The 25678-nt window shown below is 45.4% G+C and carries 26 protein-coding genes; 18 read left to right on the top strand and 8 right to left on the bottom strand.

Going from position 1 to position 25678, the window contains the following annotated elements; genetic code table 11:
- Positions 1-16: 16 nt before the first annotated feature.
- Together opuD and AC0C66_RS07665 are read right to left on the bottom strand one after the other, a co-directional pair.
- Positions 17-1552 (bottom strand): glycine betaine transporter OpuD, encoded by a 1536-nt coding sequence (gene opuD / locus AC0C66_RS07670; RefSeq protein ID WP_461845659.1) that lies wholly within the window; start codon positions 1550-1552, stop codon positions 17-19.
- Positions 1553-1741: 189 nt separating this feature from the next.
- Entirely contained in the window at positions 1742-3004 is a 1263-nt protein-coding gene (locus AC0C66_RS07665; RefSeq protein ID WP_014114821.1) for a BaiN/RdsA family NAD(P)/FAD-dependent oxidoreductase, read from the bottom strand.
- Positions 3005-3208: 204 nt separating this feature from the next.
- Here AC0C66_RS07665 and murJ point away from each other — a divergent pair, with 204 nt between their 5' ends.
- A complete protein-coding gene (murJ, locus tag AC0C66_RS07660) occupies positions 3209-4843 on the top strand; it encodes a lipid II flippase MurJ (RefSeq protein WP_461845658.1) in 1635 nt (544 codons plus the stop codon).
- A 68-nt stretch (positions 4844-4911) separates the two neighbouring features.
- Entirely contained in the window at positions 4912-5631 is a 720-nt protein-coding gene (locus AC0C66_RS07655; protein WP_014114819.1) for a pseudouridine synthase, read from the top strand.
- Between the two features lie 121 nt (positions 5632-5752).
- Here the strand turns inward: AC0C66_RS07655 and AC0C66_RS07650 are convergent, their stop codons facing one another.
- Complete coding sequence (locus tag AC0C66_RS07650) at positions 5753-5974, bottom strand: DeoR family transcriptional regulator (protein ID WP_003152337.1); 222 nt, start codon at positions 5972-5974, stop codon at positions 5753-5755.
- A gap of 289 nt (positions 5975-6263) precedes the next feature.
- On the opposite strand from AC0C66_RS07650, the gene AC0C66_RS07645 reads away from it, so the two are divergent.
- Entirely contained in the window at positions 6264-6974 is a 711-nt protein-coding gene (locus tag AC0C66_RS07645; RefSeq protein WP_461845657.1) for an ABC transporter ATP-binding protein, read from the top strand.
- Entirely contained in the window at positions 6971-8119 is a 1149-nt protein-coding gene (locus tag AC0C66_RS07640; protein WP_472973522.1) for an ABC transporter permease, read from the top strand. The genes AC0C66_RS07645 and AC0C66_RS07640 overlap by 4 nt, the downstream gene beginning before the upstream one ends.
- 40 nt (positions 8120-8159) lie before the next feature.
- Here the strand turns inward: AC0C66_RS07640 and pbuO are convergent, their stop codons facing one another.
- Positions 8160-9458: a hypoxanthine/guanine permease PbuO gene (pbuO, locus tag AC0C66_RS07635; RefSeq protein ID WP_041521042.1), complete on the bottom strand. Its 1299-nt coding sequence runs from the start codon at positions 9456-9458 to the stop codon at positions 8160-8162.
- Between the two features lie 96 nt (positions 9459-9554).
- On the opposite strand from pbuO, the gene pepV reads away from it, so the two are divergent.
- Positions 9555-10946, top strand: a complete 1392-nt coding sequence (gene pepV / locus AC0C66_RS07630; RefSeq protein ID WP_014114814.1) for a dipeptidase PepV — start codon at positions 9555-9557, stop codon at positions 10944-10946.
- A gap of 32 nt (positions 10947-10978) precedes the next feature.
- Here the strand turns inward: pepV and cysK are convergent, their stop codons facing one another.
- Positions 10979-11914 carry a cysteine synthase A gene (gene cysK, locus AC0C66_RS07625; protein WP_014114813.1) on the bottom strand — a complete coding sequence of 312 codons (936 nt, stop codon included), beginning with the start codon at positions 11912-11914 and terminating at the stop codon, positions 10979-10981.
- A gap of 148 nt (positions 11915-12062) precedes the next feature.
- Here cysK and thpR point away from each other — a divergent pair, with 148 nt between their 5' ends.
- The 5 genes from thpR (at position 12063) to AC0C66_RS07600 (ending at position 17691) form a co-directional block, all read left to right on the top strand.
- The gene (gene thpR / locus AC0C66_RS07620; RefSeq protein ID WP_061186786.1) at positions 12063-12614 is read left to right on the top strand and encodes an RNA 2',3'-cyclic phosphodiesterase; all 552 of its coding nucleotides are present in this window, start codon (positions 12063-12065) and stop codon (positions 12612-12614) included.
- Between the two features lie 25 nt (positions 12615-12639).
- Positions 12640-13554, top strand: coding sequence for a hypothetical protein (locus tag AC0C66_RS07615; protein WP_072182002.1), 915 nt, complete (start codon positions 12640-12642; stop codon positions 13552-13554).
- A gap of 48 nt (positions 13555-13602) precedes the next feature.
- Complete coding sequence (locus tag AC0C66_RS07610; RefSeq protein ID WP_072182003.1) at positions 13603-14532, top strand: YegS/Rv2252/BmrU family lipid kinase; 930 nt, start codon at positions 13603-13605, stop codon at positions 14530-14532.
- 25 nt (positions 14533-14557) lie between these two features.
- A complete protein-coding gene (gene pulA / locus AC0C66_RS07605; protein ID WP_461845656.1) occupies positions 14558-16714 on the top strand; it encodes a type I pullulanase in 2157 nt (718 codons plus the stop codon).
- Positions 16715-16893: 179 nt separating this feature from the next.
- Positions 16894-17691, top strand: coding sequence for a phosphotransferase family protein (locus AC0C66_RS07600; protein WP_003223423.1), 798 nt, complete (start codon positions 16894-16896; stop codon positions 17689-17691).
- Here AC0C66_RS07600 and AC0C66_RS07595 read toward each other — a convergent pair whose 3' ends face one another.
- The gene (locus AC0C66_RS07595; RefSeq protein ID WP_003237926.1) at positions 17692-17970 is read right to left on the bottom strand and encodes a YtzH-like family protein; all 279 of its coding nucleotides are present in this window, start codon (positions 17968-17970) and stop codon (positions 17692-17694) included. It lies immediately after the preceding gene.
- 204 nt (positions 17971-18174) lie between these two features.
- On the opposite strand from AC0C66_RS07595, the gene trmB reads away from it, so the two are divergent.
- The 3 genes from trmB to AC0C66_RS07580 all read left to right on the top strand — a co-directional run bounded on the left by trmB (position 18175) and on the right by AC0C66_RS07580 (position 21511).
- A complete protein-coding gene (gene trmB / locus AC0C66_RS07590) occupies positions 18175-18816 on the top strand; it encodes a tRNA (guanosine(46)-N7)-methyltransferase TrmB (RefSeq protein ID WP_014114808.1) in 642 nt (213 codons plus the stop codon).
- Between the two features lie 66 nt (positions 18817-18882).
- Complete coding sequence (locus AC0C66_RS07585) at positions 18883-19728, top strand: YtnP family quorum-quenching lactonase (RefSeq protein ID WP_176364381.1); 846 nt, start codon at positions 18883-18885, stop codon at positions 19726-19728.
- An 82-nt stretch (positions 19729-19810) separates the two neighbouring features.
- Entirely contained in the window at positions 19811-21511 is a 1701-nt protein-coding gene (locus AC0C66_RS07580; protein ID WP_014114806.1) for an NAD-dependent malic enzyme, read from the top strand.
- Positions 21512-21568: 57 nt separating this feature from the next.
- Here AC0C66_RS07580 and AC0C66_RS07575 read toward each other — a convergent pair whose 3' ends face one another.
- A complete protein-coding gene (locus AC0C66_RS07575) occupies positions 21569-21886 on the bottom strand; it encodes a PepSY domain-containing protein (protein ID WP_014114805.1) in 318 nt (105 codons plus the stop codon).
- 158 nt (positions 21887-22044) lie between these two features.
- Here AC0C66_RS07575 and AC0C66_RS07570 point away from each other — a divergent pair, with 158 nt between their 5' ends.
- Positions 22045-23118, top strand: a complete 1074-nt coding sequence (locus AC0C66_RS07570) for a M42 family metallopeptidase (protein ID WP_061186783.1) — start codon at positions 22045-22047, stop codon at positions 23116-23118.
- A 56-nt stretch (positions 23119-23174) separates the two neighbouring features.
- On the opposite strand, the gene AC0C66_RS07565 is transcribed toward AC0C66_RS07570, so the two are convergent.
- Positions 23175-23621: a YtoQ family protein gene (locus tag AC0C66_RS07565; protein WP_003237917.1), complete on the bottom strand. Its 447-nt coding sequence runs from the start codon at positions 23619-23621 to the stop codon at positions 23175-23177.
- A 77-nt stretch (positions 23622-23698) separates the two neighbouring features.
- Between AC0C66_RS07565 and AC0C66_RS07560 the strand changes: the two genes are divergently transcribed.
- Genes AC0C66_RS07560 through ytpR form a run of 4 tightly spaced genes read left to right on the top strand, consistent with a single transcriptional unit; the run spans position 23699 to position 25624 of the window.
- The gene (locus AC0C66_RS07560) at positions 23699-23815 is read left to right on the top strand and encodes a hypothetical protein (protein ID WP_014114803.1); all 117 of its coding nucleotides are present in this window, start codon (positions 23699-23701) and stop codon (positions 23813-23815) included.
- Between the two features lie 39 nt (positions 23816-23854).
- Complete coding sequence (locus AC0C66_RS07555) at positions 23855-24178, top strand: thioredoxin family protein (protein WP_003237915.1); 324 nt, start codon at positions 23855-23857, stop codon at positions 24176-24178.
- Between the two features lie 15 nt (positions 24179-24193).
- The gene (locus tag AC0C66_RS07550; protein ID WP_003223439.1) at positions 24194-25003 is read left to right on the top strand and encodes a DUF1444 domain-containing protein; all 810 of its coding nucleotides are present in this window, start codon (positions 24194-24196) and stop codon (positions 25001-25003) included.
- Between the two features lie 15 nt (positions 25004-25018).
- A complete protein-coding gene (ytpR, locus tag AC0C66_RS07545; protein ID WP_072182006.1) occupies positions 25019-25624 on the top strand; it encodes a YtpR family tRNA-binding protein in 606 nt (201 codons plus the stop codon).
- Positions 25625-25678 lie beyond the last annotated feature (54 nt).

Below are 25678 nucleotides of genomic sequence, written 5' to 3'. Positions count from 1 at the left end.
GGAAAGATCTTTTTTGTTAATATGCCTTTTTTACTCTTGGACTTCTCGGTTTGTCGATTTTCTCCGCTTTTTTGATCTCTCTTCGTTCTTTTGAGAGCGATTTATAGAGAGCGGCAATCATTAGCAGGATGACGATAGAAAACGGCAGCGCTGCCAGAATTGCTGTGTTTTGCAAAGCGGAAAGACCGCCGGAATACAAGAGGACAGCAGCCATGGCAGATTGAATGATGCCCCAGCTGAATTTTACTGAATTGGCTGGGTTCAATGAGCCGTATGTCGTCTGCATGCCGAGCACAAATGTTGCAGAGTCAGCAGACGTAATAAAGAATACAGCGATCAGGATCAATGACAAAATAGATGTCACCATCGCCAGCGGATAATGGTCAAGTGTTCCAAACAACATCGTTTCAGTTGACAGCTTCGCTACATTGAATGTGCCATTCTGCTGAAGATCCATAGCCGATACGCCAAAGATAGAGAACCATAGGAACGCGAGAATACATGGTGTTACCAAGACACCGATCAAAAATTCACGGATCGTCCGTCCTCTGGATACCCGGGCGATGAAAATGCCGACAAATGGAGACCAGGAAATCCACCATGCCCAATAGAAAATCGTCCAGCCGTTAATCCATTCACGTTTTTCAGGATCGTACGGTGTCAGTCTGAAGCTCATTTGCACGATGTTTTGAATATACTGTCCGATAGAATCTGTAAATGAGTTCATAATCAGTACGGTAGGCCCGACAAACAGCACAAACAGCATTAATAGTCCAGCTAATACCATATTGGTGTTGCTCAAATACTTAATGCCTTTTCCGAGTCCGCTCCACGCAGAAATCAAGAAAAGCACAGTAACAATGGCAATCAAGATAAATTGAACGAGAAAGTTATTTGGGATGCCAAATAAGTAACTCAATCCGCCGTTAATTTGAGTCGCTCCGATACCAAGGCTTGTCGCTACCCCGGCGACTGTGGCAAAAACAGCAATACAGTCAATCAATTTGCCGATCGGTCCGTTAACTTTATCGCCGAGAATCGGTGACAGCGTGCTGCTGATTAATCCTGGAGCGCCTTTTCGGAATTGGAAATAGGCAATGCATAATGCCACGACGGCATAAATGGCCCAAGCGTGCAGACCCCAGTGGAAAAACGTATAGCGGAGTGCATCTCTAAAGGCTTGGGGGGTTTCTGTTTCACCTGATGGAGAGCTAATTGCGTAATGGCTGATCGGTTCAGCCGAACCGTAGAATACCAAGCCGATTCCCATGCCTGCGCTGAACAGCATGGCGAACCATGATAATAACCCGAATTCCGGTTTTTCATCGGGCTTTCCGAGTTTAATTTTGCCGATCGGGCTGAAAATCAAAAAGAGACAGAACCCGACAAACAATGAGACAACTAAAAGATAATACCAACCAAACGAATTGGTGATAAATGCTTGTGCAGATTGGGATACGTTTTGCAGGCTGTCAGGAGAAACAACGCCCCACAATACAGCGGCAGCTGTGATCACAATCACAATCCAAAATACACTAGATATATTTTTCAAATATTCTCACCCTCTAAATTTTTTGTGTACGCCTATATCTGCTCGTAGGCTTAGTATGGTCGTACGCTGGCAGATCATTCCTCTCTTAAAATTACCCCGCAATCAGGTGAAACAAAACAAGTCCCACCCTAACATGAATGCGGAGAATTTTCAAATGTTCAGCGTTTTGTAAAAATTTGAAAAGGCTGGTCAAGAGCGGGCAAAGCGACCGGCATTGAGCCCCGCAAGCCTTCCTGTTACAAGTGCGGAGGTAATATTGTATCCTCCTGTGTAGCCGTGGATATCCAGAATTTCACCGCAAAAATAAAGACCCTCCATTTTTTTAGAAGCCATCTTTTTCGGATCAATTTCTTTTACGGATACTCCTCCTCCTGTGACAAATGCCTTATCAAGAGACAGTGTGCCGTTTGCGAGAACGGTAAACTGCTTGCAGTCCTTTACAAATTGTCTGAAAGGGTCCTTCGGCAGCTCAGAAAATGATACGTTCGGAGAGATGCTGTTTTTTTCGAGCAAGAATAGGAGATAGCGCTCCTGCATCCAAGGTTTCAGCACGTTTTTAATGGCTTTTTTCGGTGCTTCCTTTAGTTCTTTATACATCTTTTGGAATAGTGTTTCTTCATTGATATCCGGATACAAATCAATTCTGATTGGCACTTGCGGCTGTTTTTTCAGCTCTTTCACGACAAATTGGCTGCATCTGAGAATGGCAGGTCCCGAGAGGCCGAAATGGGTAAACAGCATGTCCATTTTATGTGTGATGATCGGTTTGCCTTTTTTATTTAACACACTGACAGCAACATCTCTTAGTGATAAGCCCTGAAGTGTTTTTTGCTTAATGAACGGTTCGGCAGATGTGACGGGCACCTCTGTCGGAAACAGCTCTGTTATGGTATGCCCCGCAGCTTCAGCCCATTCATAGCCGTCTCCCGTGCTTCCGGTATGAGGCACACTTTTACCGCCGACAGCGATAATGACTGCCTGACTATGGATCATTTCGCCATTATTCGTCACAATCCCTGCTGCTTGTCCATCTTCATAGATGACAGATTTAATTTTCTCGTTCGTTCTGATCGTTACGCGGAGCTGTTTCAGCCTGTTTAATAGCGCGTCAACGACACTTTGGGCTTTGTCTGTTACAGGAAACATCCGGCCGTGATCTTCTTCCTTCAACTGAATGCCTAGATTTTCAAAAAACTTGATAATGTCTTCATTGCTAAATTCAGAAAACGCACTGTATAAAAAACGCCCGTTGCCGGGGATGTGCTTAATAATTTCCTCTACAGGAAGGCGGTTCGTCACATTGCAGCGGCCGCCCCCGGAAATCGCGAGTTTCCGGCCTAATTTATTTCCTTTATCTATCAGCAAAACATCTGCGCCCTGTTCACCTGCTGCAATCGCAGCCATCAAGCCTGATGGGCCTCCGCCGATTACGATTACGTCATATTGCTTCATCTTTATCATCAACTTTCTTTTTCCGTTTCGTGTGCGAACACCCTGTCCGCAGTACTATTATAGCGAAAGAAAGCCTCTCCTTAAACGTCTTTTGCCGCGAACCTGAATGTTCACAAGATTGCTTTTGTATTTATTACCGTCTAAATGCCTAGTTGTGGTAAAATAGAAAAGTTGAATCTTCGTAGAAAATGGTGATGAAGAAACATGTCAAGCAAACTGTTAAGAGGCACGTTTGTATTAACGCTCGGTACATATATATCGCGGATTCTGGGAATGGTCTATTTAATTCCCTTCAGCATTATGGTCGGGGCGACAGGCGGTGCATTATTTCAATACGGATACAACCAATACACTTTATTTTTGAATATTGCTACGATGGGCTTTCCGGCCGCTGTTTCTAAATTTGTTTCCAAATATAATTCCAAAGGGGATTATGAAACAAGCAGAAAAATGCTCAAGGCGGGCATGTCAGTTATGCTCGTCACTGGAATGATTGCCTTTTTCATTCTGTATTTATCCGCTCCGATTTTTGCGGAAATATCGCTGGGAGGCAAGGATAATAACGGCCTGACAATCGATCATGTCGTTTATGTCATTCGCATGGTCAGCTTAGCGCTTTTGGTCGTGCCGATTATGAGCCTTGTCCGCGGATTCTTTCAAGGGCACCAAATGATGGGGCCGACAGCTGTTTCCCAAGTCGTTGAACAGATTGTCCGCATCATCTTTTTACTGAGTGCGACATTCTTGATTTTGAAGGTTTTCAACGGCGGCCTTGTAATAGCTGTCGGTTATGCAACCTTTGCAGCGCTGATCGGCGCCTTCGGAGGATTGATCGTGCTGTATATTTATTGGAACAAACGGAAGAGCAGCCTGTTGGCGATGATGCCGAATACGGGACCGACAGCAAACTTAAGCTACAAGAAAATGTTTTTCGAGCTGTTCAGCTATGCCGCTCCGTACGTTTTTGTCGGACTAGCCATCCCTTTGTATAACTATATTGATACAAATACGTTTAACAAAGCGATGATTGAAGCCGGCCATCAAGCCATCAGTCAGGACATGCTGGCGATTCTTACCCTGTATGTACAAAAGCTCGTGATGATCCCGGTTTCCCTTGCAACGGCTTTCGGACTGACATTAATTCCAACGATTACTGAATCGTTTACAAGCGGAAACTATAAGCTGCTGAATCAGCAGATCAATCAAACGATGCAGACGATCCTGTTTTTAATTATTCCGGCTGTTGTCGGGATATCTCTATTGGCAGGACCGACGTATACGTTCTTTTACGGATCAGAGAGTCTTCATCCTGAGCTGGGGGCAAACATTCTGCTTTGGTACTCGCCAGTTGCGATTCTGTTCTCTTTATTTACGGTCAACGCAGCTATTCTGCAGGGGATCAATAAACAAAAATTTGCGGTGGTCAGCCTTGTGATCGGCGTCGTGATCAAGCTTGTGCTGAATGTTCCGCTGATCAAGCTGATGCAGGCTGACGGCGCGATTTTAGCGACAGCGCTTGGATATATCGCTTCACTTTTATACGGATTTATCATGATTAAGCGCCATGCAGGCTATTCGTATAAGATATTAGTCAAACGGACTGTTTTGATGCTGGTCTTATCAGCCATTATGGGTATTGCCGTGAAAATCGTACAGTGGGTATTAAGCTTCTTTATTTCCTACCAGGATGGCCAGGTGCAAGCTGCGATCGTTGTGGTGATTGCGGCAGCTGTAGGCGGAGCTGTCTATCTGTATTGCGGCTACCGGTTAGGATTTTTGCAGAAAATATTAGGCCGCCGTTTGCCGGGGTTCTTAAAGAGAGGCAGACATGCTGGCTGATGAACAAGATATATTGAAACTGAGAGCTCGCATGCTGCGGGCTTTCTTTTATAAAGGAGAGATCGGGTATGAGACTTGATAAGCTGCTTGCCAACAGCGGGTATGGTTCCAGAAAAGAAGTAAAAGCTGTTGTGAAGGCGGGTGCCGTCATGGTCGACGGTAAACCGGCCAAAGATGTAAAGGCGCACGTTGATCCTGATACGCAGGAGGTTACTGTATACGGGGAACCGGTTGATTACCGCGAGTTCATTTATCTTATGATGAATAAGCCCCAGGGAGTGCTGTCGGCGACTGAGGACAGCCGGCAGCAAACAGTGATCGATCTGCTGACGCCAGAGGAGATGAGATTTGAGCCGTTTCCCGCCGGCAGGCTTGATAAAGATACAGAGGGCTTTTTGCTGCTTACAAATGACGGCCAGCTCGCACATCGGCTCCTTTCGCCTAAAAAGCATGTTCCCAAAACGTATGAAGTCCATTTAAAATCAGAGATTTCGCCGGAAGGCATCTCCGATTTGGAAACGGGTGTCTACATTGAAGGCGGCTATAAAACAAAGCCGGCAAAAGCGGAAATCAAAGCAAACGACAACGGCAATACCGTCATATACCTGACGATTACAGAAGGAAAATACCATCAGGTCAAGCAGATGGCAAAGGCTGTCGGCAATGAAGTCATTTATCTGAAGCGGCTTTCGATGGGGCCAGTTTCCTTGGATCCCGCTCTGGCGCCGGGAGAATATCGTGAGCTTACAGAAGAAGAGCTTCAGTGGCTGAATGAGCCGCAAGCATGAAAAAAATCCCGCATTTCGATGCGGGATTTTTTATTGATAAGCACACAAAAACAAGGCTCAGAAGTTTCTTCGCCCTATATCTATCAGGCCGCTCACAGGCGGCCCTATGTAATTTTTCAATTTATGAGGTAATCTTTACTTTCTTTCTCGTTGTCTCCCACTTGCCACGGCTTGGACTATGAACAAGGTCATTATATGCCAACACATTTAAGTCTCTTTGAATCGTTCTAGGTGTAATGCCGAATTCGTCAACCAGTTCCTGTGTTGTCACAAGACCTTTTTCTTGGATAAACATGTAAACTGATTTGATTCGAGTTAGCATACGGTTTGTTGAAGGTTTCAAAAAACCACTCCCTATCATAAGATCGGATGGACTTGACTAACCACAACTCACGACTATCAACTGAGTACGAAATAGCAACAAAGGCAGACATCTGTAATTTTTAAAATAATTCGCCCTCATTATACACGATATCGCAGTGATGAATCTAGGGATAACTCCTATTAATTTTTTCCAATTTGAGTTGGGCAGCCATCCTTGTTGGATTACTATGTATTTCGACACAATATTATTATGGTTAAAGAAACTTTTTTTATTCTGTTTCGTAGTAAATTTTGGAGGTGGGTGAGATTTGACAAAATTGCTTGAAGCTTCAATAGAACAGGCAGGGTATACAAGCCGAAAAAAAGTGCTCACCGATGTTTTTTTGGAAGTCGGAAAAGGGGAGCTAGTCGGGCTAATCGGAGCTAACGGCGCCGGAAAAAGCACCGCAATCAAGGCGATACTCGGCCTCTCAGAAGACTTTAAAGGGCATATTGCCTGGAACGACTGTTCATTTGCATATATTCCGGAGCATCCGTCCTTTTACGAAGAACTGACGCTGTGGGAGCATTTGGATCTGATCAGCACGCTCCGCGGGATTGAGGAGAGTGAATTTGCACATCGGGCCGAACGCCTGCTGCAGACGTTTTCGCTTGACCATGTCATGCACGAGCTGCCTGTCACCTTTTCAAAAGGCATGCAGCAAAAACTGATGCTTATCCAGGCTTTTCTCTCTAAGCCGGATATGTATGTGATTGATGAACCATTTATCGGCCTTGATCCGATATCGACAAAACGTTTTGTGGACATGCTTATGGCAGAAAAAGATCGGGGAGCCGGTATTCTCATGTGTACCCACGTACTTGATACCGCAGAAAAAATTTGCGACCGGTTTTACATGATGGAGAAAGGTTCTTTATTTCTCCAAGGCACGTTAAAAGATATTCAGGGCCAGACTAGATTAGAGGGGCAGTCATTGCTTGACTGTTTTTATAAGGCGGTCCAAGGTGATCAGCCATGAACGGGCGTACGCTCTTTTTTCGAAGGCTGTTTGACTATTACAGGTATCAGTTTAAAGTATTCCATGCGGTCATTGACTGGACAGTCGCTCTCTACATTGTTTTGCCGGCGCTTGCTTTTGTCATCTATCAGTATATCGATTTGATGAACGGAAGAGGCCTTTTTTATGAGTGGTCTGAAATGATGGAATGGAGATGGCTGTACGCTGTGTGTGTGCTGATCGTGTGCACAGGCTCAATCCATACGTTTTTAATGGAAGCAGACAAAGTGTTTTTGCTGCAAAAGAAAGAGATAATCTATCAGCTCAAACAGTACGCGCTGATGTATTCTTTTTTGGTCACGCTGGCCAAATGGCTGCTGCTCTTTTTCATTGTTCTTCCCTTTATCAGTCACATCACATTGGCAGAAAGTACGGCTCTATTGAGCTACCTGTTTGGCCTTCATACAACCTTTTTAGCCTTAAAGCAAGACAGGATCAGAAAGCCGTGTTCCATTTCAAGACGGATTGCCGAAATTCTTTTCAGAGCCGTTCTTTTCTCTGGCTCTGCTGTCCTGATCGTATTCACTGAATGGCGTTTGCTTGCGCTCATTGGCATTTTGTTTTTGATTTTTGCATTCGTCCGCGGTTGGAAAAAGACAGCTTTGTTCTCGGCTTTTGAAGCAGAGGTGACTGAAGAGAAAAAAAGCAGGCTTGCGCTTGCCGGGCTTGTGATGATGATGAGCCAGGAGGCGGGAATCCCGAAAGTAAAGGACAGGCTGAGAAGAAAGCCATTATTATACCGGAATTCAAAAAGGATATTTAAAAGACGAACGATCTTGACTGGCTATAAGGAATTGTTTTTTAAAGTCACGCTGAGGAATGGCGAGTATGCGAGGCAGATGTACATGCTATTGTCAGCTTTCACCGTTCTAATATTTGTCTCCCCTATCTGGCTGAAGCTGATTGCGCTGCTGGTGTATACAGGCGTTTGCCGTTATATCCTTACACTTATCTTTGACAAGGTCATGGATGCCCCTTTTTTAATTGGCGCCGATAAGGAAAGTGATGAGTATTACCGGGCCAGAAAAAGCTGTATCAACACCCTGCACTATGCGTTTGCCGCCTTTTGTTTTGTAGCGGCCGCTGTCTCTTTATTGTTTACATAAAAAAAACCCAAACGGCTGACGTCTGGGTTTTTTGTCTATGTTATAAAATAAACAGCTGGATGAAAAACAGAATGGCGAAAACGATGACGAGCGGATGAATCTCTCTCCATTTTCCACGCGCTGCTTTTACGATCGGATACGAAATAAAGCCAAGCGCAATTCCTGTAGAAATGCTTGATGTCAGAGGCATGGCCAGAATGACGAGAAACGCAGGAAATGCCTCGTCCATCTCTTTCCAATTCATATTGGAAACTGAGCTCATCATCAGGCTGCCGACAATAATCAAAGCAGGAGAGGTGATGGCGGCTATGCCGGATAAGGCGCTGACTAGCGGACTGAAAAACATTGAGATCCCAAACATCACCGCAACAGTCAAAGCCGTAAGCCCCGTTCTTCCCCCGGCTGCGACACCAGCGGAAGATTCGATAAATGCAGTTGTCGGACTCGTGCCGAAAACAGCTCCTACTGTCGTCGCCGTTGAATCTGCAAGCAGTGCTTTTCGCACGTTCGGCAGCTTGTTGTTCTTCATCAGCCCGGCTTGCTCGGCAACACCGATCATCGTGCCGGTCGTATCAAAAATCGTGACCAATAGAAAAGAAAAGACGACAGCGTACAGGCCGTGATGAACGACATCTCCAAAAGCGGAAAACGGATTAGAGATGATCAATCCGTCCGGCAAATGAGGAAGCGACATAAAGCCCTTTGAAAAATGCAGCTGCCCGGTAAAAAAAGCAATCAAAGCGGTAGCTGCCATTCCGATGAATAAGGCGCCGCTGACATTCAGCACCATTAAGACTACACTGATCAGAAGGCCGACCAGCGTTAAAATAACCCCAGGTGAATGCAGATTGCCGAGAGTAACCAGGTTTGACTCATCAGCAGCCACAATTCCCGCCTGCCGCAAACCGATAAAAGCAATAAACAGCCCGATCCCTGTTGTGATCCCGTATTTTAAATTGTTTGGAATCGCTTCTATAAGTTGTTTTCTTAAAGGCGTTAACGATAGAATAATGAAGAGAACCCCTGCTGTAAATACGGCGCTGAAAGCTGTTGCGTACGTAATGCCCCCATCGCTTGCACTTACGACATGAAAGGCTAAATAAGCGTTCAAACCCATGCCGGGCGCAATAGCAATCGGGTAATTTGCTGCCAGGGCCATCCACAGCGTTCCGACAATGGAGGCAATAATCGTTGCGGTGAAAACCTGGTCGAAAGGAACTCCGGCATTAGCCAGAATGACCGGATTAACCACGACGATATAGACCATTGTGAAAAAGGTGGTCAGTCCTGCTATGATTTCTTGCTTTATGGATGTTTGCTGCTCTTTTAGATGAAACATAGTATCCTCCAATTACGAACGTTTTAACAAAACACCATTAATATTATTCGTTTTATTTTGTTTTTGCAAGTCATTTCTTGCGGAAAGGGGATCGTTATGAACTGGGAAGTCGAAGTGATTAGAAAAAAAGAGGATCTAATTCGTGATACGCAGGAATTTTTGAGAATCAACAGTGTAATGGACGAAACAACCGCCGGACCTGGCAAGCCGTTTGGAGAAGGAGTAAATGCCAGCTTGACTTCATTGTTGAAGCTCGGAGAAAAAGAAGGCTTTACAACAAAAAATCTTGACGGCTTTGCGGGCCATATTGAATGGGGCGAAGGCGATGACATTGTTGGCGTACTTTGCCATGTTGACGTCGTGCCGCCAGGAGATGGGTGGACGAGTGATCCGTTTTCAGCTGATATCCGTAACGGACGGATTTATGCAAGAGGCGCCATTGATGATAAAGGTCCGACGATGGCTGCGTTCTACGCGCTGAAAATCGTGAAAGATATGAATCTGCCGCTGTCCAAGCGTGTCAGAATCATTATCGGAACAGATGAAGAAAGCGATTGGAGATGTGTGGAGCATTATTTCAAGCATGAAGAAATGCCAACGCTGGGATTTGCGCCTGACGCCGATTTTCCAATTATTAACGCGGAAAAAGGGATCATTGATGCCTCACTACTGATCCCGCACCGCTCAAACCAAGCCGATTCAGAAACAGTGCTTGTCTCATTTCAGTCAGGCCTTCGCTTGAACATGGTGCCTGATGCTGCGGAAGCTGTCATTGAAGGGCCGAAAAAAGAAGAGATTCTTGCTTCATTTAAAGACATGCTGCGCACGACAGATCAAAAAGGGGAAGCTGAAATAGAAAACGGACAGCTCATTTTGCGTATGTACGGGCTTTCCTGCCATGCGATGGAACCGAACAATGGGATCAATGCCGGCCTTTTATTGTGCAAATTTCTGCAGCAGGCTAAGCTTGATGAAGCAGGACAGCGGTTTGTGCAAGTCGTGACAGACAAGTTTTCAGACGATACGAGAGGGAAGAAACTGAATATCGACTGTGAGGATGACATTAGCGGGGAGCTGACATTAAATGTCGGGACACTGCGCTATACGGAAGGGCAAGGAGGCGAGCTCGGTATCAATATCCGCTATCCTGTTACCGCAGAAAGCAAAGCGATCCGCGATGCATTCGAAAGCGCATCTGAATTTGAGCTGGGAGAATTCAAAGACAGCAAGCCGCATCACGTGTCAGCAGACCATCCGTTAGTCAAAACCCTTCAAAAGGTTTATGAAGGCCAGTTGGGCAAAAAAGCTGATTTAATCTCAATCGGCGGGGGGACTTATGCTAGATCTTTAAAAGCCGGTGTCGCGTTCGGCCCGCTGTTCCCCGGACGTCCTGACAGCGCACATCAAAAGGATGAATATATCGAAATCGATGATTTGCTTAGATCGACAGCTTTATATGCGCAGGCGATCTATGAACTTGCAAAATAAAAGGACCGGCTTCTTCTGAAGCCTGTCCTTTTTTAAACAAATGACCATAAATCAGTTGATAAATACCGTTCTCCCGTATCGGCTGTCATGCAGACCACAACTTGGTCAGGAGAGAGGCGTTTCGCTGTTTCGATTGCCGCGAAGCATGCAGCGCCTGACGAAGGGCCGACAAGAATTCCTTCTTCAGCAGCGAGGCGTCTTGTCGTCGCATAGGCGTCTTCATCAGAGATTTTGATGATTTCATCATATACCTCTTGATTTAAGATTGGAGGAATAAAGCCCGGACTCGTCCCTACAAGCTTATGTGCGCCGGGTTTTCCTCCGGATAATACAGGCGAACCCGCAGGCTCGACAACATGAACCGTGATATCCGGAAAAAACTCTTTGAGCGCTTCACCTGTTCCGGTAATGGTTCCGCCCGTTCCGGAAGAGGCTACAAAAGCGCCGAGCGGTTTTCCGATTTCCTCTATTGCCCGGGCAATTTCAGGCGCCGTTGTTTTCCGGTGCGCATCAGGATTGGCAGTGTTATCGAATTGCATTGGAATATAGCTGTTCGGAATTTGTTCGGCAAGCTCCTTCGCTTTTTTGATGCTGCCCGGCATTCTTTCCGCTCCAGGTGTTAATACAACCTCTGCGCCGTAAGCTTTAAGTAGGTTGATCCGTTCCTTCGTCATCGTATCAGGCATGACGAGGATCGCTTTGTAGCCGCGTGCTGCCGCATTCATGGCGAGCCCGATTCCGGTATTTCCGCTTGTCGGCTCTATAATAACGGAGCCCGGCTTGAGCAAACCGTTTTGTTCTGCTTCTATGATCATCTGATAAGCGGCTCTGTCTTTCACACTGCCGCTCGGATTGAAGAATTCAAGCTTTAAATAGACTTGTGCCGCGTTTTCTGGCTGAAGCCGATTTAATCTCACAAGCGGTGTATCTCCTATCAAATCGGCTGTATTTTCAACGATTTTCAACATTGTCATTCCTTTCTGAATAAAACAAGTGTCATATAATATCCTAACATAATAAACGTTTGTGCGAGAGTGTTTTCATACACTGTTCCTCTATTCGCACAGCCTCTTTATTGATAAAATAATAGCTGTCAAAGAAGGGAGTATCAGACGGATGCCAGATATACGGCCTCATTATTTCATCGGTGTTCCCATTCCTGAGAGAATCGCGAATCCGATTTACCAAGCTGCGAAAAACGAGCCGGTTTTGACGTTTCAAAAATGGGTGCACCCGCTTGACTACCATATCACGTTGATTTTTCTCGGAGCGGCGGATGAGACACAAATCCAGCAGCTTGAAGGCTCACTAGCTGCGATTGCTTCAGAAACCGATCCGTTTCCGATTGAGTTTGGCAAAATAGATGTATTCGGCGACCGCAGAAGGCCGCGTGTTTTACATCTGGAGCCAAAGAAAAACAGAACGCTTGAACTATTGCGGGAACATACGAAACAGGCTGTTCTTCAAGCCGGCTTTCAAGTGGAAAAAAGACCGTATCACCCTCATATGACGCTGGCTAGAAAATGGACAGGCGAAGAAGGATTTCCGGCACATGTTCCGTTTGAAAGCGGCGAGGTTTCGATGATGGCTGAACGGTTTTCGCTCTTTCAAATACACTTGAACCAATCACCAAAATACGAGGAAATATTCAAATTTCATTTATCTTAATTCATTGCGGAGTGGAGAAACGAACATGGCACAAATCATCAAAATTCATGATTATATATCGAGATATGAGCTTGATCCGTACCATTATATCAACCAGTTTGTACGGCTGAAAAAAGAGCGCTGGCTTTCACTATTAGAAGCAGCGGAGCGCCAGCATGAAGAAAGACAAGCCAGTGCCGAAGAGCCGGAACCGGTGCAGAAACGAAAAAAATTTTCATTGAAAAGAAGAAAAGAAGAGATAAAAGCCGATATACAAGAAGAGAGACACCGATGGTTTGAGGAAGAAGACGATTTACATGTAAGGCTGCCGAAGAGCAGGATGGCGCTTGCTTCTTTTTATAAGAGACATTTATATGACTTTCAGCTTAAATGGGCAAGCTCTACTCTTTCAGAAATATCACATCTCTCAAACCAGGTGAAGCAGGACCGCATTTTGCGTTATCTGACCCAGCAGCTGCCTGATTCTTATTTCATTATGTATAAGCCTGTGCTGCAAATTCAGCAGGCGGCGGTTGAATTAAGCATTGTGATTATTTCCCCGCTTACCATTTATTGCGTTTCTTTTTTAGAGGCGGAGGAAGACAGTGTCTACATCGGGTCTAAAAATCGTTTTTGGGAGAAGAAGACAGCCTCTCAGGCTGCATCAGTGTTAAATCCGGGGCTGAGCCTGTTTCGCACGGACTCCGTTGTGTCAAAGATCATAAAGGAAAAACAGGCTGAAATTCCAGTTCGAAAATTGCTTCTGAGCAGAACGTCGTACATCGATTACCCGGAACCGCCATACGGCTTAGAAATAGCAGATAAGCGGGGCGCGGAGGAATGGATTGAGCGGCAGAAGAAAAACAGTGCTCCGATTAAACATCATCAGGTAAAGGCAGCAAAGGCTCTATTGTCTTACTGCATGTCTGACTCCTATCGCAGACAAGAGTGGCTGGAGTAAAAGAGAACGATTTGAGCGGTTTTCTCATAACATAAGCAGGTGAGAAAGATGAGCCATTGGTTTTTTATTATTAATCCGACAGCAGGGCATCGAAACGGCCTGCGTGTTTGGAAGTCCATTCAAAAGGAATTGATCAAACGAAAGGTCGAGCACCGCTCATTTTTAACTGAACACCCGGGGCACGCTGAGGTGCTCGCCAGGCAGATTTCAACGATACAGGAATATAAGCTGAAGCGCCTGATCGTCATTGGCGGAGACGGAACCATGCATGAAGTTGTCAACGGGCTGAAAGATGTTGACGATATTGAACTGAGCTTCGTGCCGGCGGGCGCGTATAATGATTTTTCGAGAGGATTCTCTGTTAAAAAAAACGATCTGATACAGGAAATCAAGAAGGTAAAGCGTCCGTTAACCCGAACCTTTCATTTAGGGAGCGTTAATTTCCTTCAGGATAAATCTCAGATTCTTTATTTTATGAATCATATCGGGATCGGGTTTGACGCATATGTCAATAAAAAGGCGATGGAATTTCCGTTGAGACGGTTTTTTCTTTTTCTTCGCCTTCGATTTCTTGTGTATCCGCTTTCCCATTTGCACGCCTCGGTGACCTTTAAGCCGTTTTCAATAGCTTGTACAATAGAAGGAGAAACACAAGAATTTCATGATGTCTGGTTTGCGGTTGTATCCAACCATCCGTTTTACGGGGGCGGCATGAAGGCGGCGCCGCTTGCAAATCCGCGCGAGAAGGCTTTTGATATCGTGATCGTTGAAAATCAGCCGTTTTTGAAAAAATATTGGCTTTTATGTCTGATGGCATTTGGAAAACATACAAAGATGGATGGCGTTACGATGTTTAAAGCAAAGGACATTACGTTTTATACGAAGGACAAAATTCCGTTCCATGCTGACGGAGAAATCATGGGCACCACCCCGTTTCGTCTGGCATCGAGTCCTTCACCCCTAAGGATTAAAACATAAACGTGTTTGGAGGAGAGAGCTTCCAATGGTCAGCATCCGCCGCAGCTTCGAAGCGTATGTCGATGATATGAATATCATTACCGTTCTGATTCCTGCTGAACAAAAAGAAATCATCAAACCGCCGTTTCGGCTTGAGACAGAAACAACCGATTTTCCTCTGGCTGTCAGGGAGGAATGCCGCCTTGAAGCAACATACAAGTACGTCTGCGTATCTGACCGTCCAGTGACATTCGGAAAAATACATGCCGTCAGAGCGTCCAGCGGCGACAAAACGGATCTCCAAATTGGCGCGGTCATCCGGATGGATACGTTTGATGATTCATTTTATTACGACGGAGAGCTGGGGGCTGTTTATACTGCGGATTATACTGAATTTAAAGTATGGGCGCCTGCCGCAACCTCAGCTGCTGTCAAGCTCTCACATCCGAATAAACGCGGGCGCATATTCCAAATGATTCGGATGGACAAAGGCGTCTATACCGTTACTGTCAACGGTGATCTCCACGGGTATGAGTATGTGTTCTGCATCTGCAACAATTCAGTATGGGCGGAAACGGTTGACCCGTATGCAAAGGCAGTGACAGTAAATGGAGAGAAGGGTGTCGTCCTGCGCCCGGATCAAATGAAATGGGCTGACAAGCTTAAACCATTCTCAAACCCTGTGGATGCTGTCATCTATGAGATGCACATCCGCGACTTCTCCATCCATGAAAACAGCGGTATGAAAAACAAGGGAAAATACTTAGCGCTGACGGAAACAGATACGCAAACCACAAACGGCTGCTCTTCCGGACTGGCGTATATAAAAGAGCTAGGCATTACACATGTAGAGCTTCTGCCGGTGAATGATTTTGCCGGAGTTAATGAAGAGAAGCCGCTTGATGCTTACAATTGGGGATATAACCCGCTTCATTTTTTTGCCCCGGAGGGAAGCTATGCCTCAAACCCTCATGATCCTCAAACAAGAAAAACAGAGTTAAAACAAATGATCAAAACCCTTCATCAGCATGGACTGCGAGTCATTCTGGATGTCGTCTTTAATCACGTGTACGAGAGGGAGAATTCACCTTTTGAAAAGACAGTGCCAGGTTATTTTTTCCGGCATGACGAATTTGGGATGCCGTCAAACGGCACCGGCGTTGGCAATGACATTGCGTCAGAAAGACGGATGGCGAGAAAATTCATTGCGGATTGCGTCATCTACTGGATTGAGGAATACGATGCTGACGGCTTCCGCTTTGATCTGCTCGGCATTTTAGATATCGATACCGTTCTTTATATAAAAGAAAAAGCAACTGCAGTAAAGCCTGGAATCCTGCTTTTTGGAGAAGGATGGGATTTGGCAACACCTCTGCCGCATGAACAAAAAGCGATCTTGGCGAACGCTACAAAAATACCGGGCATCGGTTTTTTTAATGATATGTTTCGTGACGCTGTGAAAGGGAACACCTTTCACCTCACGGCAGCGGGATTTGCGCTCGGAAGCGGTGAAGCAGCGGGAAACGTTATGCACGGGATAGCCGGCTCTTCCGGATGGAAGGCATTAGCACCAATTGTTCCTGAACCCAGCCAGTCCATCAATTATGTTGAGTCACACGACAATCACACCTTTTGGGATAAAATGGGCCTTGCGCTTTCTCAAGAAACTGACAGCCGAAAAAGAAGCAGGCAAAGGCTGGCAGCCGCGATTATCTTGCTGGCCCAAGGGGTGCCATTCATTCATAGCGGACAGGAATTTTTCCGGACGAAGCAGGGAGTGGAAAACAGCTATCAATCCAGTGACAGCATCAACCAGCTGGATTGGGATCGGCGTGAAACGTTCAAAGAAGATGTTGACTATATCCGCAGGCTGATTTCGTTGAGAAGAACGCATCCGGCATTTCGTCTCAATTCCGCTGCAGACATCCAGAGCCATCTTGAATGTGTAACGCTAAAAGAACACCTTATCGCATTCAGGCTCTATGACCTTAACGGGATTGATGAATGGGAAGACATCATCGTCATTCATCACGCGAGTCCGGACTTCGTTGAATGGAAGCTGCCAAACGACAAAACGTACCGGCTTTTATGTGACACATCAGGTCTTCATCATGATCCGAAAGAAATCAAGAAAGCGGTTGCGGTAAACGGCATCGGAACGGTTATCTTATATTTAGCATCAGATCTTAAGAGTTTTGCTTGACGAAGTTTGTGCTATAGCGCTAAAATTTAAAGGACGGCTATTGATTAGCATATGAGACTCTCAATAGCTGTCTTTTTTATTTTCATACGATTCGTACGAAAAAGGCACTCGCTGGATAGACTGGAGACGATTAGCCTTTATTCTAAAATATTTTAAGAAATGATGGGTTGAACATTGATATGAACTGGTTGGGACAATTACTAGGTAGCGATTGGGAGATCTTCCCCGCCGGAGGAGCTACAGGAGATGCATATTATGCGAAACATAACGGGCAGCAGCTTTTTTTAAAACGTAATAGCTCACCTTTTTTAGCTGTTTTATCCGCCGAAGGCATTGTTCCGAAGCTGGTTTGGACAAAACGGATGGAAAATGGGGACGTCATTACGGCCCAGCACTGGATGACCGGCAGAGAGCTGAAGCCCAAAGATATGAGCGGACGGCCCGTTGCTGAATTGCTTCGTAAAATACACACATCAAAAGCCTTGCTGGACATGCTGAAGAGACTTGGAAAAGAACCGCTGAACCCGGGGGCTCTTCTGTCTCAGCTGAAGCAGGCTGTATTTGCTGTGCAGCAATCTTCGCCGCTGATTCAAGAAGGAATCAAGTATTTAGAAGAACATCTGCATGAAGTGCATTTCGGTGAGAAAGTCGTTTGCCATTGTGATGTCAATCATAATAACTGGCTATTGTCTGAAGACAACCAGCTGTATTTAATTGACTGGGACGGCGCCATGATCGCTGATCCGGCGATGGATCTCGGGCCTTTGCTGTACCACTACGTCGAAAAGCCAGCTTGGGAGAGCTGGCTGAGCATGTACGGCATTGAGTTAACAGAAAGCCTGCGGTTACGAATGGCTTGGTATGTGTTATCGGAAACAATCACTTTCATTGCCTGGCACAAAGCAAAAGGCAATGATAAGGAATTTCATGATGCAATGGAAGAACTGCATATTCTCATGAAACGTATCGTTGAATAATCAGGAATACGAATCCATTTGCTCTACCCATTGAGAGAGGCTGTTCTGATGCTCTTGTATGTGTGAGTCGATGGATTTGGACGATATTCCTGATTGGCTGTAGCGGTAAACATCTTCCAGCACGTTTTTGAAGTTTGAATCAAGCTCGGTGTTTGCCATCAGCGATTTAATCACACGCTCAAGCTGCTCGTATTCTGCGACGGTTCCGCAGCAATCCAATTGATGGTCAGTCAATATATCCTTCAATAAATGAACTTGATGCTCATAATGTAAACCCATAACGGTACACATCCCTTCAGTATCATACGGGTTAAATTGTTCAAAATAGAGCGTTTTTATGCATGTGAAAGGAGTGTTCCGACAGACGGGAACCTCTTTTTTTATATCATCGGCCCTAAAAGGCACACTGGAAAAACGATCTTGCGGGTCTTTTTAATTCATGGTATGTTGTTAGTCGAAATAATAGATAGAGGTGTCAATCATATGAGAATGCGCCACAAGCCTTGGGCTGATGACTTTTTGGCTGAGAACGCAGATATTGCCATCAGCAATCCTGCTGATTATAAAGGAAAATGGAACACAGTGTTTGGCAACGACAATCCGATCCATATCGAGGTCGGTACAGGAAAAGGGCAATTCATTTCTGGAATGGCCAAACAAAACCCGGACATCAATTATATTGGTATTGAGTTATTTAAAAGCGTCATCGTGACAGCCGTCCAAAAAGTAAAAGACAGCGAAGCGCCGAATGTAAAGCTTCTGAATATAGACGCGGACACGCTGACGGATGTGTTTGAGCCTGGTGAAGTTAAACGGGTCTACTTGAACTTTTCTGATCCTTGGCCGAAGAAACGCCACGAAAAACGCCGTCTGACGTATTCCCACTTCCTCAAAAAATATGAAGAAGTAATGGGAAAAGGCGGAGCGATTCATTTTAAAACGGACAACCGCGGCTTGTTTGAATACTCTTTGAAGAGCTTCTCTGAGTATGGCCTGCTGCTGACATATGTAAGTCTCGATTTGCATAACAGCAATCTGGAAGGCAATATTATGACAGAATATGAAGAAAAATTCTCAGCGCTCGGCCAGCCGATCTATCGGGCTGAAGTTGAATGGAGAACGTAAACAGACTCTGAAGGAGTCTGTTTTTTTTATGGGCCGTTTGCTACCATGATGACAGGGGGGATGAAAATGGAAACAATGAAAATTGGAAACATGACGTTAACCTGGCTTGACGGAGGCGTGACACATATGGACGGAGGTGCCATGTTCGGCGTCGTTCCAAAGCCGCTATGGTCTAAAAAATATCCAGTCAATGAAAAAAACCAGATTGAACTAAGGACAGACCCTATCCTCATTCAAAAGGACGGACTGAATATTATCGTTGACGCCGGAATTGGGTTCGGCAAGCTGACTGATAAACAAAAACGAAACTATGGCGTGACACAAGAATCGAATGTGAAAACATCATTAGCGGCACTCGGATTAACGGTTGCTGATATAGACGTAGTCGCTATGACACACCTTCATTTCGATCATGCATGCGGTTTAACAGAATATGAGGGAGAACAGCTCGTCTCTGTCTTTCCGAATGCAGTGATTTATGCATCAGCTGTTGAATGGAATGAAATGCGCCATCCAAATATCAGATCGAAAAATACGTATTGGAAAGAAAACTGGGAGGCTGTTGCCGGCCAAGTCAAAACCTTTGAAGACACCTTAACGATTACAGAGGGGATTACGATGCATCACACCGGAGGCCATAGCGACGGACATAGTGTACTTATATGCGAGGATGCGGGTGAAACCGCCGTACATATGGCAGATCTGATGCCGACACACGCCCACCGCAATCCGCTATGGGTGCTGGCTTACGATGATTATCCGATGACGTCTATACCGCAAAAGCAGAAATGGCAGGCATTCGCAGCCGAAAAAGACGCTTGGTTTATTTTTTATCATGACGCTGGATATCGCGCGCTTAAATGGAATGAGGATGGAAGTATCAAAGATTCAGTCAAGCGAATGAAGCGATAGCATATTTTTATGTTTACCCTGCATGTTTTCCGGCTAATAATGCAAACCTAGTACTAATTATGCTCAGAAAGGAAGAGGCAGGGTGAAACAATTCAAAGTAACAAACGAAGGAGACATTCAAACAACATTAAGAGGCCTTGAAGTACTCTCTGTTCCTTTTTTGAACAAAGGTGTTGCTTTTACTGAGGAAGAAAGAAAAGAACTTGGTTTAAAAGGCTTTCTGCCGCCAAAGGTATTAACAATTGACGATCAGGCGAAAAGAGCATACGAACAATATTCCGCACAGCCTGACGATTTGAGCAAAAATGTCTATTTGACAGCACTGCACGATCGGAATGAAACGCTGTTTTACCGCCTGTTAAATGACCATTTAGGGGAAATGCTCCCGATTGTCTACACACCGACAGTCGGAACGGCGATCCAGAGATACAGCCATGAATACAGAAAACCAAGAGGGCTCTATCTGTCAATCGATGACCCGGACGGTATGAGAGAAGCATTTAAACAGTATAAAGATCAAAGCGATACGATCGATTTAATTGTTGCAACTGATGCGGAAGGAATTTTAGGAATCGGAGATTGGGGCGTCGGCGGAATCGCGATTTCTATCGGCAAGCTAGCGGTTTATACGGCGGCTGCCGGCATTGATCCGAGCAGAGTGCTGGCTGTCGTTTTAGATGCGGGGACAAATCAGGAAAGCCTCTTAAACGACCCGCTTTATGTCGGCAACCAGCATTCCAGAGTGCGCGGGGAACGCTATGACCAATTCATTGACGATTATGTTGCGCTGGCGAGAGAAACATTCCCAAATGCATTGCTGCACTGGGAGGATTTCGGAGCGAAAAACGCGCGCAGCATTTTGAAACGCTATAAAGATAAAGTGTGTACGTTTAATGATGATATCCAAGGTACAGGCGCTGTTTCACTGGCGGCAGTCTTATCCTGTGCAAAAGCGTCTAAAGTGCCGCTGAGGGATCACAGAGTCGTCATATTCGGAGCAGGAACGGCAGGAATCGGGATTGCTGAACAGCTGCGGGAAGCGTTGGTGCGCGAAGGGCTGAGTGAGGAAGAATCATACCAGCGCTTCTGGTGCATAGACCGAAACGGGCTGTTAACAGATGATATGGATCAGCTTCTTGATTTCCAAAAGCCTTATGCCCGTTCGGCTGATGAAGTGAAGGATTATCAGCGTAACGGAGAAGGCGGGGGTATTGATCTCCTTGAAGTGGTTCGGCAGGCAAAACCGACGATCCTGATCGGGACATCTACGGTTTCCGGTGCTTTTACTGAAGAAATTGTAAAAGAAATGGCGTCACACGTAAAACGTCCGGCGATTTTGCCGATGTCGAATCCGACAACTCTTTCTGAAGCAAAACCCGAGGATTTAATCGAATGGACAGAAGGCCGTGCGCTGATCACGACAGGAAGCCCGTTCCCGCCAGTGGAATATAACGGTGTAACGTACCATATCGGACAAGCAAACAACGCGCTTGTATTCCCTGGTCTCGGGCTTGGAACGATTGTCACTAAATCAAAATTAATAACCGATGGCATGTTTGAAGCATGTGCCCGCGCGATCGCAAGTATGGTTAATGTCGGGGTGCCTGGCGCGCCGATGCTTCCGAAAGTAGAGGATTTGCGGACTGTATCGGCAACCGTCGCAGTTGAAGTCGCTAAAACTGCAATTAAGGAAGGCGTTGCGACAGAAGAGCCAGAGGACATCATACAGGCTGTGCAGGACGCGATGTGGTATCCGGTATATAAACCGATTCGCGCGATATAATAAAAAAAGAGCCGCTGCATAGGCAGCGGCTTCTATTTTATGCTTGTCCGGTGTTTGTTAAGAGGCAATTGTATCAATGACATCTACAATTATCCCCGTTTTCGCATCCACCATGACTTCATACTGCTCTAATTCTCCGAAAGCTGATCGTGTAATGCCGGTTTTGTATACCTGTACTGTTTCTCCGTTCACATTATAAGGCTCCGGCTGGGTGTAAATCCATGATCCATCAATCGGCCCCCGCTGCTTAAAAGCGGATTTTACGATTCGAAGCGCTTTTTCTGAAGAAATATAAGGCTTCATCACATATTGTTTCACAACGACAGCTGTACAAATGCCAAGTCCTGCTCCTAAAAGAAGATGACGCAATTTCAAAATAAAGCACCTCCTGGTTGATCGTACTTTTCATTATACAGAAACCGCCAAATCCTGTTAAGCAATACGCGGCTGATCGAGCAGATTCGGTCAGGGTGCTTGGAAAACTTGATTTTTTCTAATAAAATAAAAGGACTACATAGAAATGAGGGGAAAACATGAATCAAGAAACGAAAGCGCTTTTCCAAACACTGACGCAGCTGCCCGGCGCGCCGGGCAATGAGCATCAGGTTCGTGCTTTTATGAAGCAGGAGCTTGCCAAATATGCCGATGACATCGTTCAGGACAGACTGGGAAGTGTTTTCGGGGTGAGAAAAGGCGCAGAGGGCGCACCGAGAATCATGGTAGCTGGGCATATGGACGAAGTCGGCTTCATGGTTACATCCATCACAGACAACGGGCTGCTCAGGTTCCAGACGCTCGGGGGCTGGTGGAGCCAGGTGCTGCTTGCACAGCGAGTTGAAATTCAAACAGATAACGGGCCGGTTCCGGGTGTGATTTCAAGCATACCTCCGCATCTGCTGACAGATGCTCAGCGAAACCGCCCGATGGATATCAAAAACATGATGATCGATATCGGAGCGGATGATAAGGAAGACGCTATCAAAATCGGCATAAAACCGGGACAGCAGATTGTTCCTGTCTGTCCGTTTACGACGATGGCAAATGAAAAGAAAATATTATCAAAAGCGTGGGATAACCGGTATGGATGCGGCTTGAGCATAGAACTTCTGAAGGAATTGCACGGAAAAGAACTTCCGAACACGCTTTATTCGGGTGCAACGGTTCAGGAAGAAGTGGGGCTGAGAGGCGCGCAGACGGCTTCTCATATGATTAAACCGGACTTGTTTTTCGCGCTTGACGCCAGTCCGGCAAACGATATGAGCGGTGACAAAAATGAATTTGGCCAGCTTGGAAAAGGCTTTTTGCTCCGTATTCTTGACAGAACGACAGTCATGCACCGCGGAATGAGAGAATTTGTTCTTGATATGGCGGAAACACATGATATTCCATATCAATATTTTGTATCAGGCGGGGGAACAGATGCAGGCAGAGTTCATATTTCGAACAGCGGCGTTCCTTCAGCGGTTATCGGAATTTGTTCCCGCTACATTCATACGAACGCTTCTATCATTCATATTGATGATTATGCTGCTGCTAAAGAAATGCTCATCAAACTTGTAACAGCCTGCGATAAGCAGACAGTGGATGCGATTAAAGAAAATATGTAGGATTTCATGAAAGCTTGTTGAACGGGGCAGTAAGCCCGGATCGACAAGCTTTTTTCTTATTCTGTTTCAAATACATAGGAAAGGGCCTTAATGGCTTGGTTCACGGTTTCAACCGTTATATTCGCTTTGTTGGAAAGCTCTTTTAACGGATGGTGGAGCGATTCCGGCCGGATAATAATCAGGGGTTTTCCTTTTGCGATTGCATATGATGCATCCATTGCCGTGTTCCACTGTTTGTATTTTTCGCCAAACAGGGCGATCACAAAGTCTGCTTTATTCATCAGGACGGCGGTTCTGAAGTTGTTCATGTCTGAGGCTTTATCATCCTTCAAAACGGCATTTGGCTGAACGCCCATAATTTCTTCTCCGATATTGTCTGATCGGTCATGATTCTCCATCGGGCCGACAAACGTAATCGGCAGCTTCAGTGATTTTGTTTTCTCTTTGATTTCCTCACGCCAATTGCTGTGGATTTCTCCTGCTAAATAGACGATAAACTCCATACTGAATCCCTCCTTATGTATGTCCATCTGTAAGTTTTACCCTCATGTACACGATGTTAAACGAAACGAGCTTGATAATGCAAATGAAATATGATAATGATAATGGGAAAGCCAATCTTACATATCCATTCGTTGCATATAAGTGGTTTTGCCGCAAGCAGTTTGGTATGATCCAAATGGACGAGTATCGATAAACAAACATGTAAGAACATAAACAACTGGAGGGATATGAAATGAAGAAAATTGAATCAACTCAAGAGCTGGAAAAAGCGGTAAAGGATGATTGGGCGGTATTTATGTTTTCAGCTGACTGGTGCCCGGATTGCCGTTTTGTAGAGCCTTTTCTGCCTGAACTGGAAGCGAACTTCCCTGAATTCACTTACTACTACGTAGACCGCGACAAATTCATTGATACGTGTGCAGAGTGGGAAATTTACGGGATCCCAAGCTTTGTTGTGTTTAATGAAGGAAAAGAAGTCAATCGTTTTGTGAGCAAAGACCGCAAAACAAAAGAAGAAATTGAACAGTTTTTAACTGACTCTCTCGCAAAAGCGTAAAGGAGGATACCCGGTTTGAAAATGACCTCAAGGAAGCTGTCAGATATACTGAAACAGCGCCTTCAGCACGAGAATCGCTCCTTTCTGTTTGACAGAGAAAAAGACACCCTCCGTGTTGAGGATCAAACGACCAAAAAAGGAATTACGCTCGACCTGCCGCCGATTATTGCAAAATGGGAACTGAAAAAAGACGAAGCTATTGATGAGATTGTGTACTATGTCTCCGAAGCAATGACGGCAATGGAAGGGAAGGCTCAGGAAATGACCGGAAAAGAAAGCCGCATTTATCCGGTTATCCGCTCGACTTCTTTCCCGGACAAGTCCAGCGAAGATATTCCGCTCATTTATGACGATCATACCGCAGAGACAAGAATTTATTATGCGCTTGATCTTGGGAAAACCTATCGCTTAATTGACCAGCGCATGCTTGAGAAAGAAAACTGGACAAAAGAACGGATCAGAGAAACGGCTGCATTTAATCTCCGTTCCCTGCCGACGGTTGTCAAAGAGGATACGGTTGCCGGTAATTACTTTTATTTCTTCAGGGCAAACGACGGTTACGACGCCAGCCGGATTCTGAACGAAGCGGTTTTAAATGAGTACAAGCAACGTGCAGAAGGTGAGCTGGCAATCTCTGTTCCGCATCAGGACGTTCTGATTCTTGCTGACATCCGGAATGAATCGGGGTATGATATTCTAGGACAAATGTCGATGAGCTTCTTTGCAGGCGGCACCGTTCCGATTACCGCCCTTTCATTTTTGTACAATGAAGGAAAGCTGGAACCGGTGTTTATCCTGGCGAAAAGCCGTCCGAAAAAGGATTAGAAAGGATTTTTACTTATGAACGCTTTTTATAATAAAGAAGGTGTGGGAGACACGCTCCTGATCTCTCTTAAAGATGTGACACGTGAACAAATAGGCTATGAAAAACGCGGTGACGTCGTCAAAATGTTCAATAACGAAACAAAGGAAACAACGGGCTTCAACATTTTCAATGCGTCTACTTACTTGACCATTGATGAAAACGGTCCTGTTGCGCTCTCAGAAACATTCGTGCAAGATGTGAATGAGATTCTAAGCAGAAACGGCGTTGAAGAAACATTAGTCGTTGATTTATCACCGAAGTTTGTTGTGGGGTATGTGGAATCAAAAGAAAAACATCCGAATGCGGATAAACTAAGCGTATGTAAAGTCAATGTAGGAGAAGAAACGCTTCAGATCGTCTGCGGCGCACCTAACGTTGACCAAGACCAAAAAGTTGTCGTTGCCAAAGTGGGCGCCGTAATGCCGAGCGGACTTGTCATTAAGGATGCAGAGCTTCGCGGCGTTCCGTCAAGCGGAATGATCTGCTCAGCAAAAGAGCTCGCTTTGCCGGATGCCCCTGCTGAAAAAGGAATTCTGGTGCTAGAAGGAGACCATAAGGCGGGAGACGCATTTCAGTTTTAGACTCCCATAAATCCGACCCAAAAAACGAATCATGTGAAAAAAGCCGCTAAGCCC

The sequence above is a fragment of the Bacillus sp. VA13 genome (assembly GCF_055710085.1).
This window is presented reverse-complemented; position numbering and strand designations above follow the sequence as displayed.

Bases quoted from the DNA above. Each gene is read 5' to 3' on its own strand.
- AC0C66_RS07665 (WP_014114821.1), bottom strand. From the start codon at position 3,004: ATGAAGCAATATGACGTAATCGTAATCGGCGGAGGCCCATCAGGCTTG.
- murJ (WP_461845658.1), top strand. From the start codon at position 3,209: ATGTCAAGCAAACTGTTAAGAGGCACGTTTGTATTAACGCTCGGTACA.
- AC0C66_RS07655 (WP_014114819.1), top strand. From the start codon at position 4,912: ATGAGACTTGATAAGCTGCTTGCCAACAGCGGGTATGGTTCCAGAAAA.
- AC0C66_RS07640 (WP_472973522.1), top strand. From the start codon at position 6,971: ATGAACGGGCGTACGCTCTTTTTTCGAAGGCTGTTTGACTATTACAGG.
- pbuO (WP_041521042.1), bottom strand. From the start codon at position 9,458: ATGTTTCATCTAAAAGAGCAGCAAACATCCATAAAGCAAGAAATCATA.
- pepV (WP_014114814.1), top strand. From the start codon at position 9,555: ATGAACTGGGAAGTCGAAGTGATTAGAAAAAAAGAGGATCTAATTCGT.
- cysK (WP_014114813.1), bottom strand. From the start codon at position 11,914: ATGTTGAAAATCGTTGAAAATACAGCCGATTTGATAGGAGATACACCG.
- thpR (WP_061186786.1), top strand. From the start codon at position 12,063: ATGCCAGATATACGGCCTCATTATTTCATCGGTGTTCCCATTCCTGAG.
- AC0C66_RS07615 (WP_072182002.1), top strand. From the start codon at position 12,640: ATGGCACAAATCATCAAAATTCATGATTATATATCGAGATATGAGCTT.
- AC0C66_RS07610 (WP_072182003.1), top strand. From the start codon at position 13,603: ATGAGCCATTGGTTTTTTATTATTAATCCGACAGCAGGGCATCGAAAC.
- pulA (WP_461845656.1), top strand. From the start codon at position 14,558: ATGGTCAGCATCCGCCGCAGCTTCGAAGCGTATGTCGATGATATGAAT.
- AC0C66_RS07600 (WP_003223423.1), top strand. From the start codon at position 16,894: ATGAACTGGTTGGGACAATTACTAGGTAGCGATTGGGAGATCTTCCCC.
- AC0C66_RS07595 (WP_003237926.1), bottom strand. From the start codon at position 17,970: ATGGGTTTACATTATGAGCATCAAGTTCATTTATTGAAGGATATATTG.
- trmB (WP_014114808.1), top strand. From the start codon at position 18,175: ATGAGAATGCGCCACAAGCCTTGGGCTGATGACTTTTTGGCTGAGAAC.
- AC0C66_RS07585 (WP_176364381.1), top strand. From the start codon at position 18,883: ATGGAAACAATGAAAATTGGAAACATGACGTTAACCTGGCTTGACGGA.
- AC0C66_RS07570 (WP_061186783.1), top strand. From the start codon at position 22,045: ATGAATCAAGAAACGAAAGCGCTTTTCCAAACACTGACGCAGCTGCCC.
- AC0C66_RS07565 (WP_003237917.1), bottom strand. From the start codon at position 23,621: ATGGAGTTTATCGTCTATTTAGCAGGAGAAATCCACAGCAATTGGCGT.
- AC0C66_RS07560 (WP_014114803.1), top strand. From the start codon at position 23,699: ATGCAAATGAAATATGATAATGATAATGGGAAAGCCAATCTTACATAT.
- AC0C66_RS07555 (WP_003237915.1), top strand. From the start codon at position 23,855: ATGAAGAAAATTGAATCAACTCAAGAGCTGGAAAAAGCGGTAAAGGAT.
- ytpR (WP_072182006.1), top strand. From the start codon at position 25,019: ATGAACGCTTTTTATAATAAAGAAGGTGTGGGAGACACGCTCCTGATC.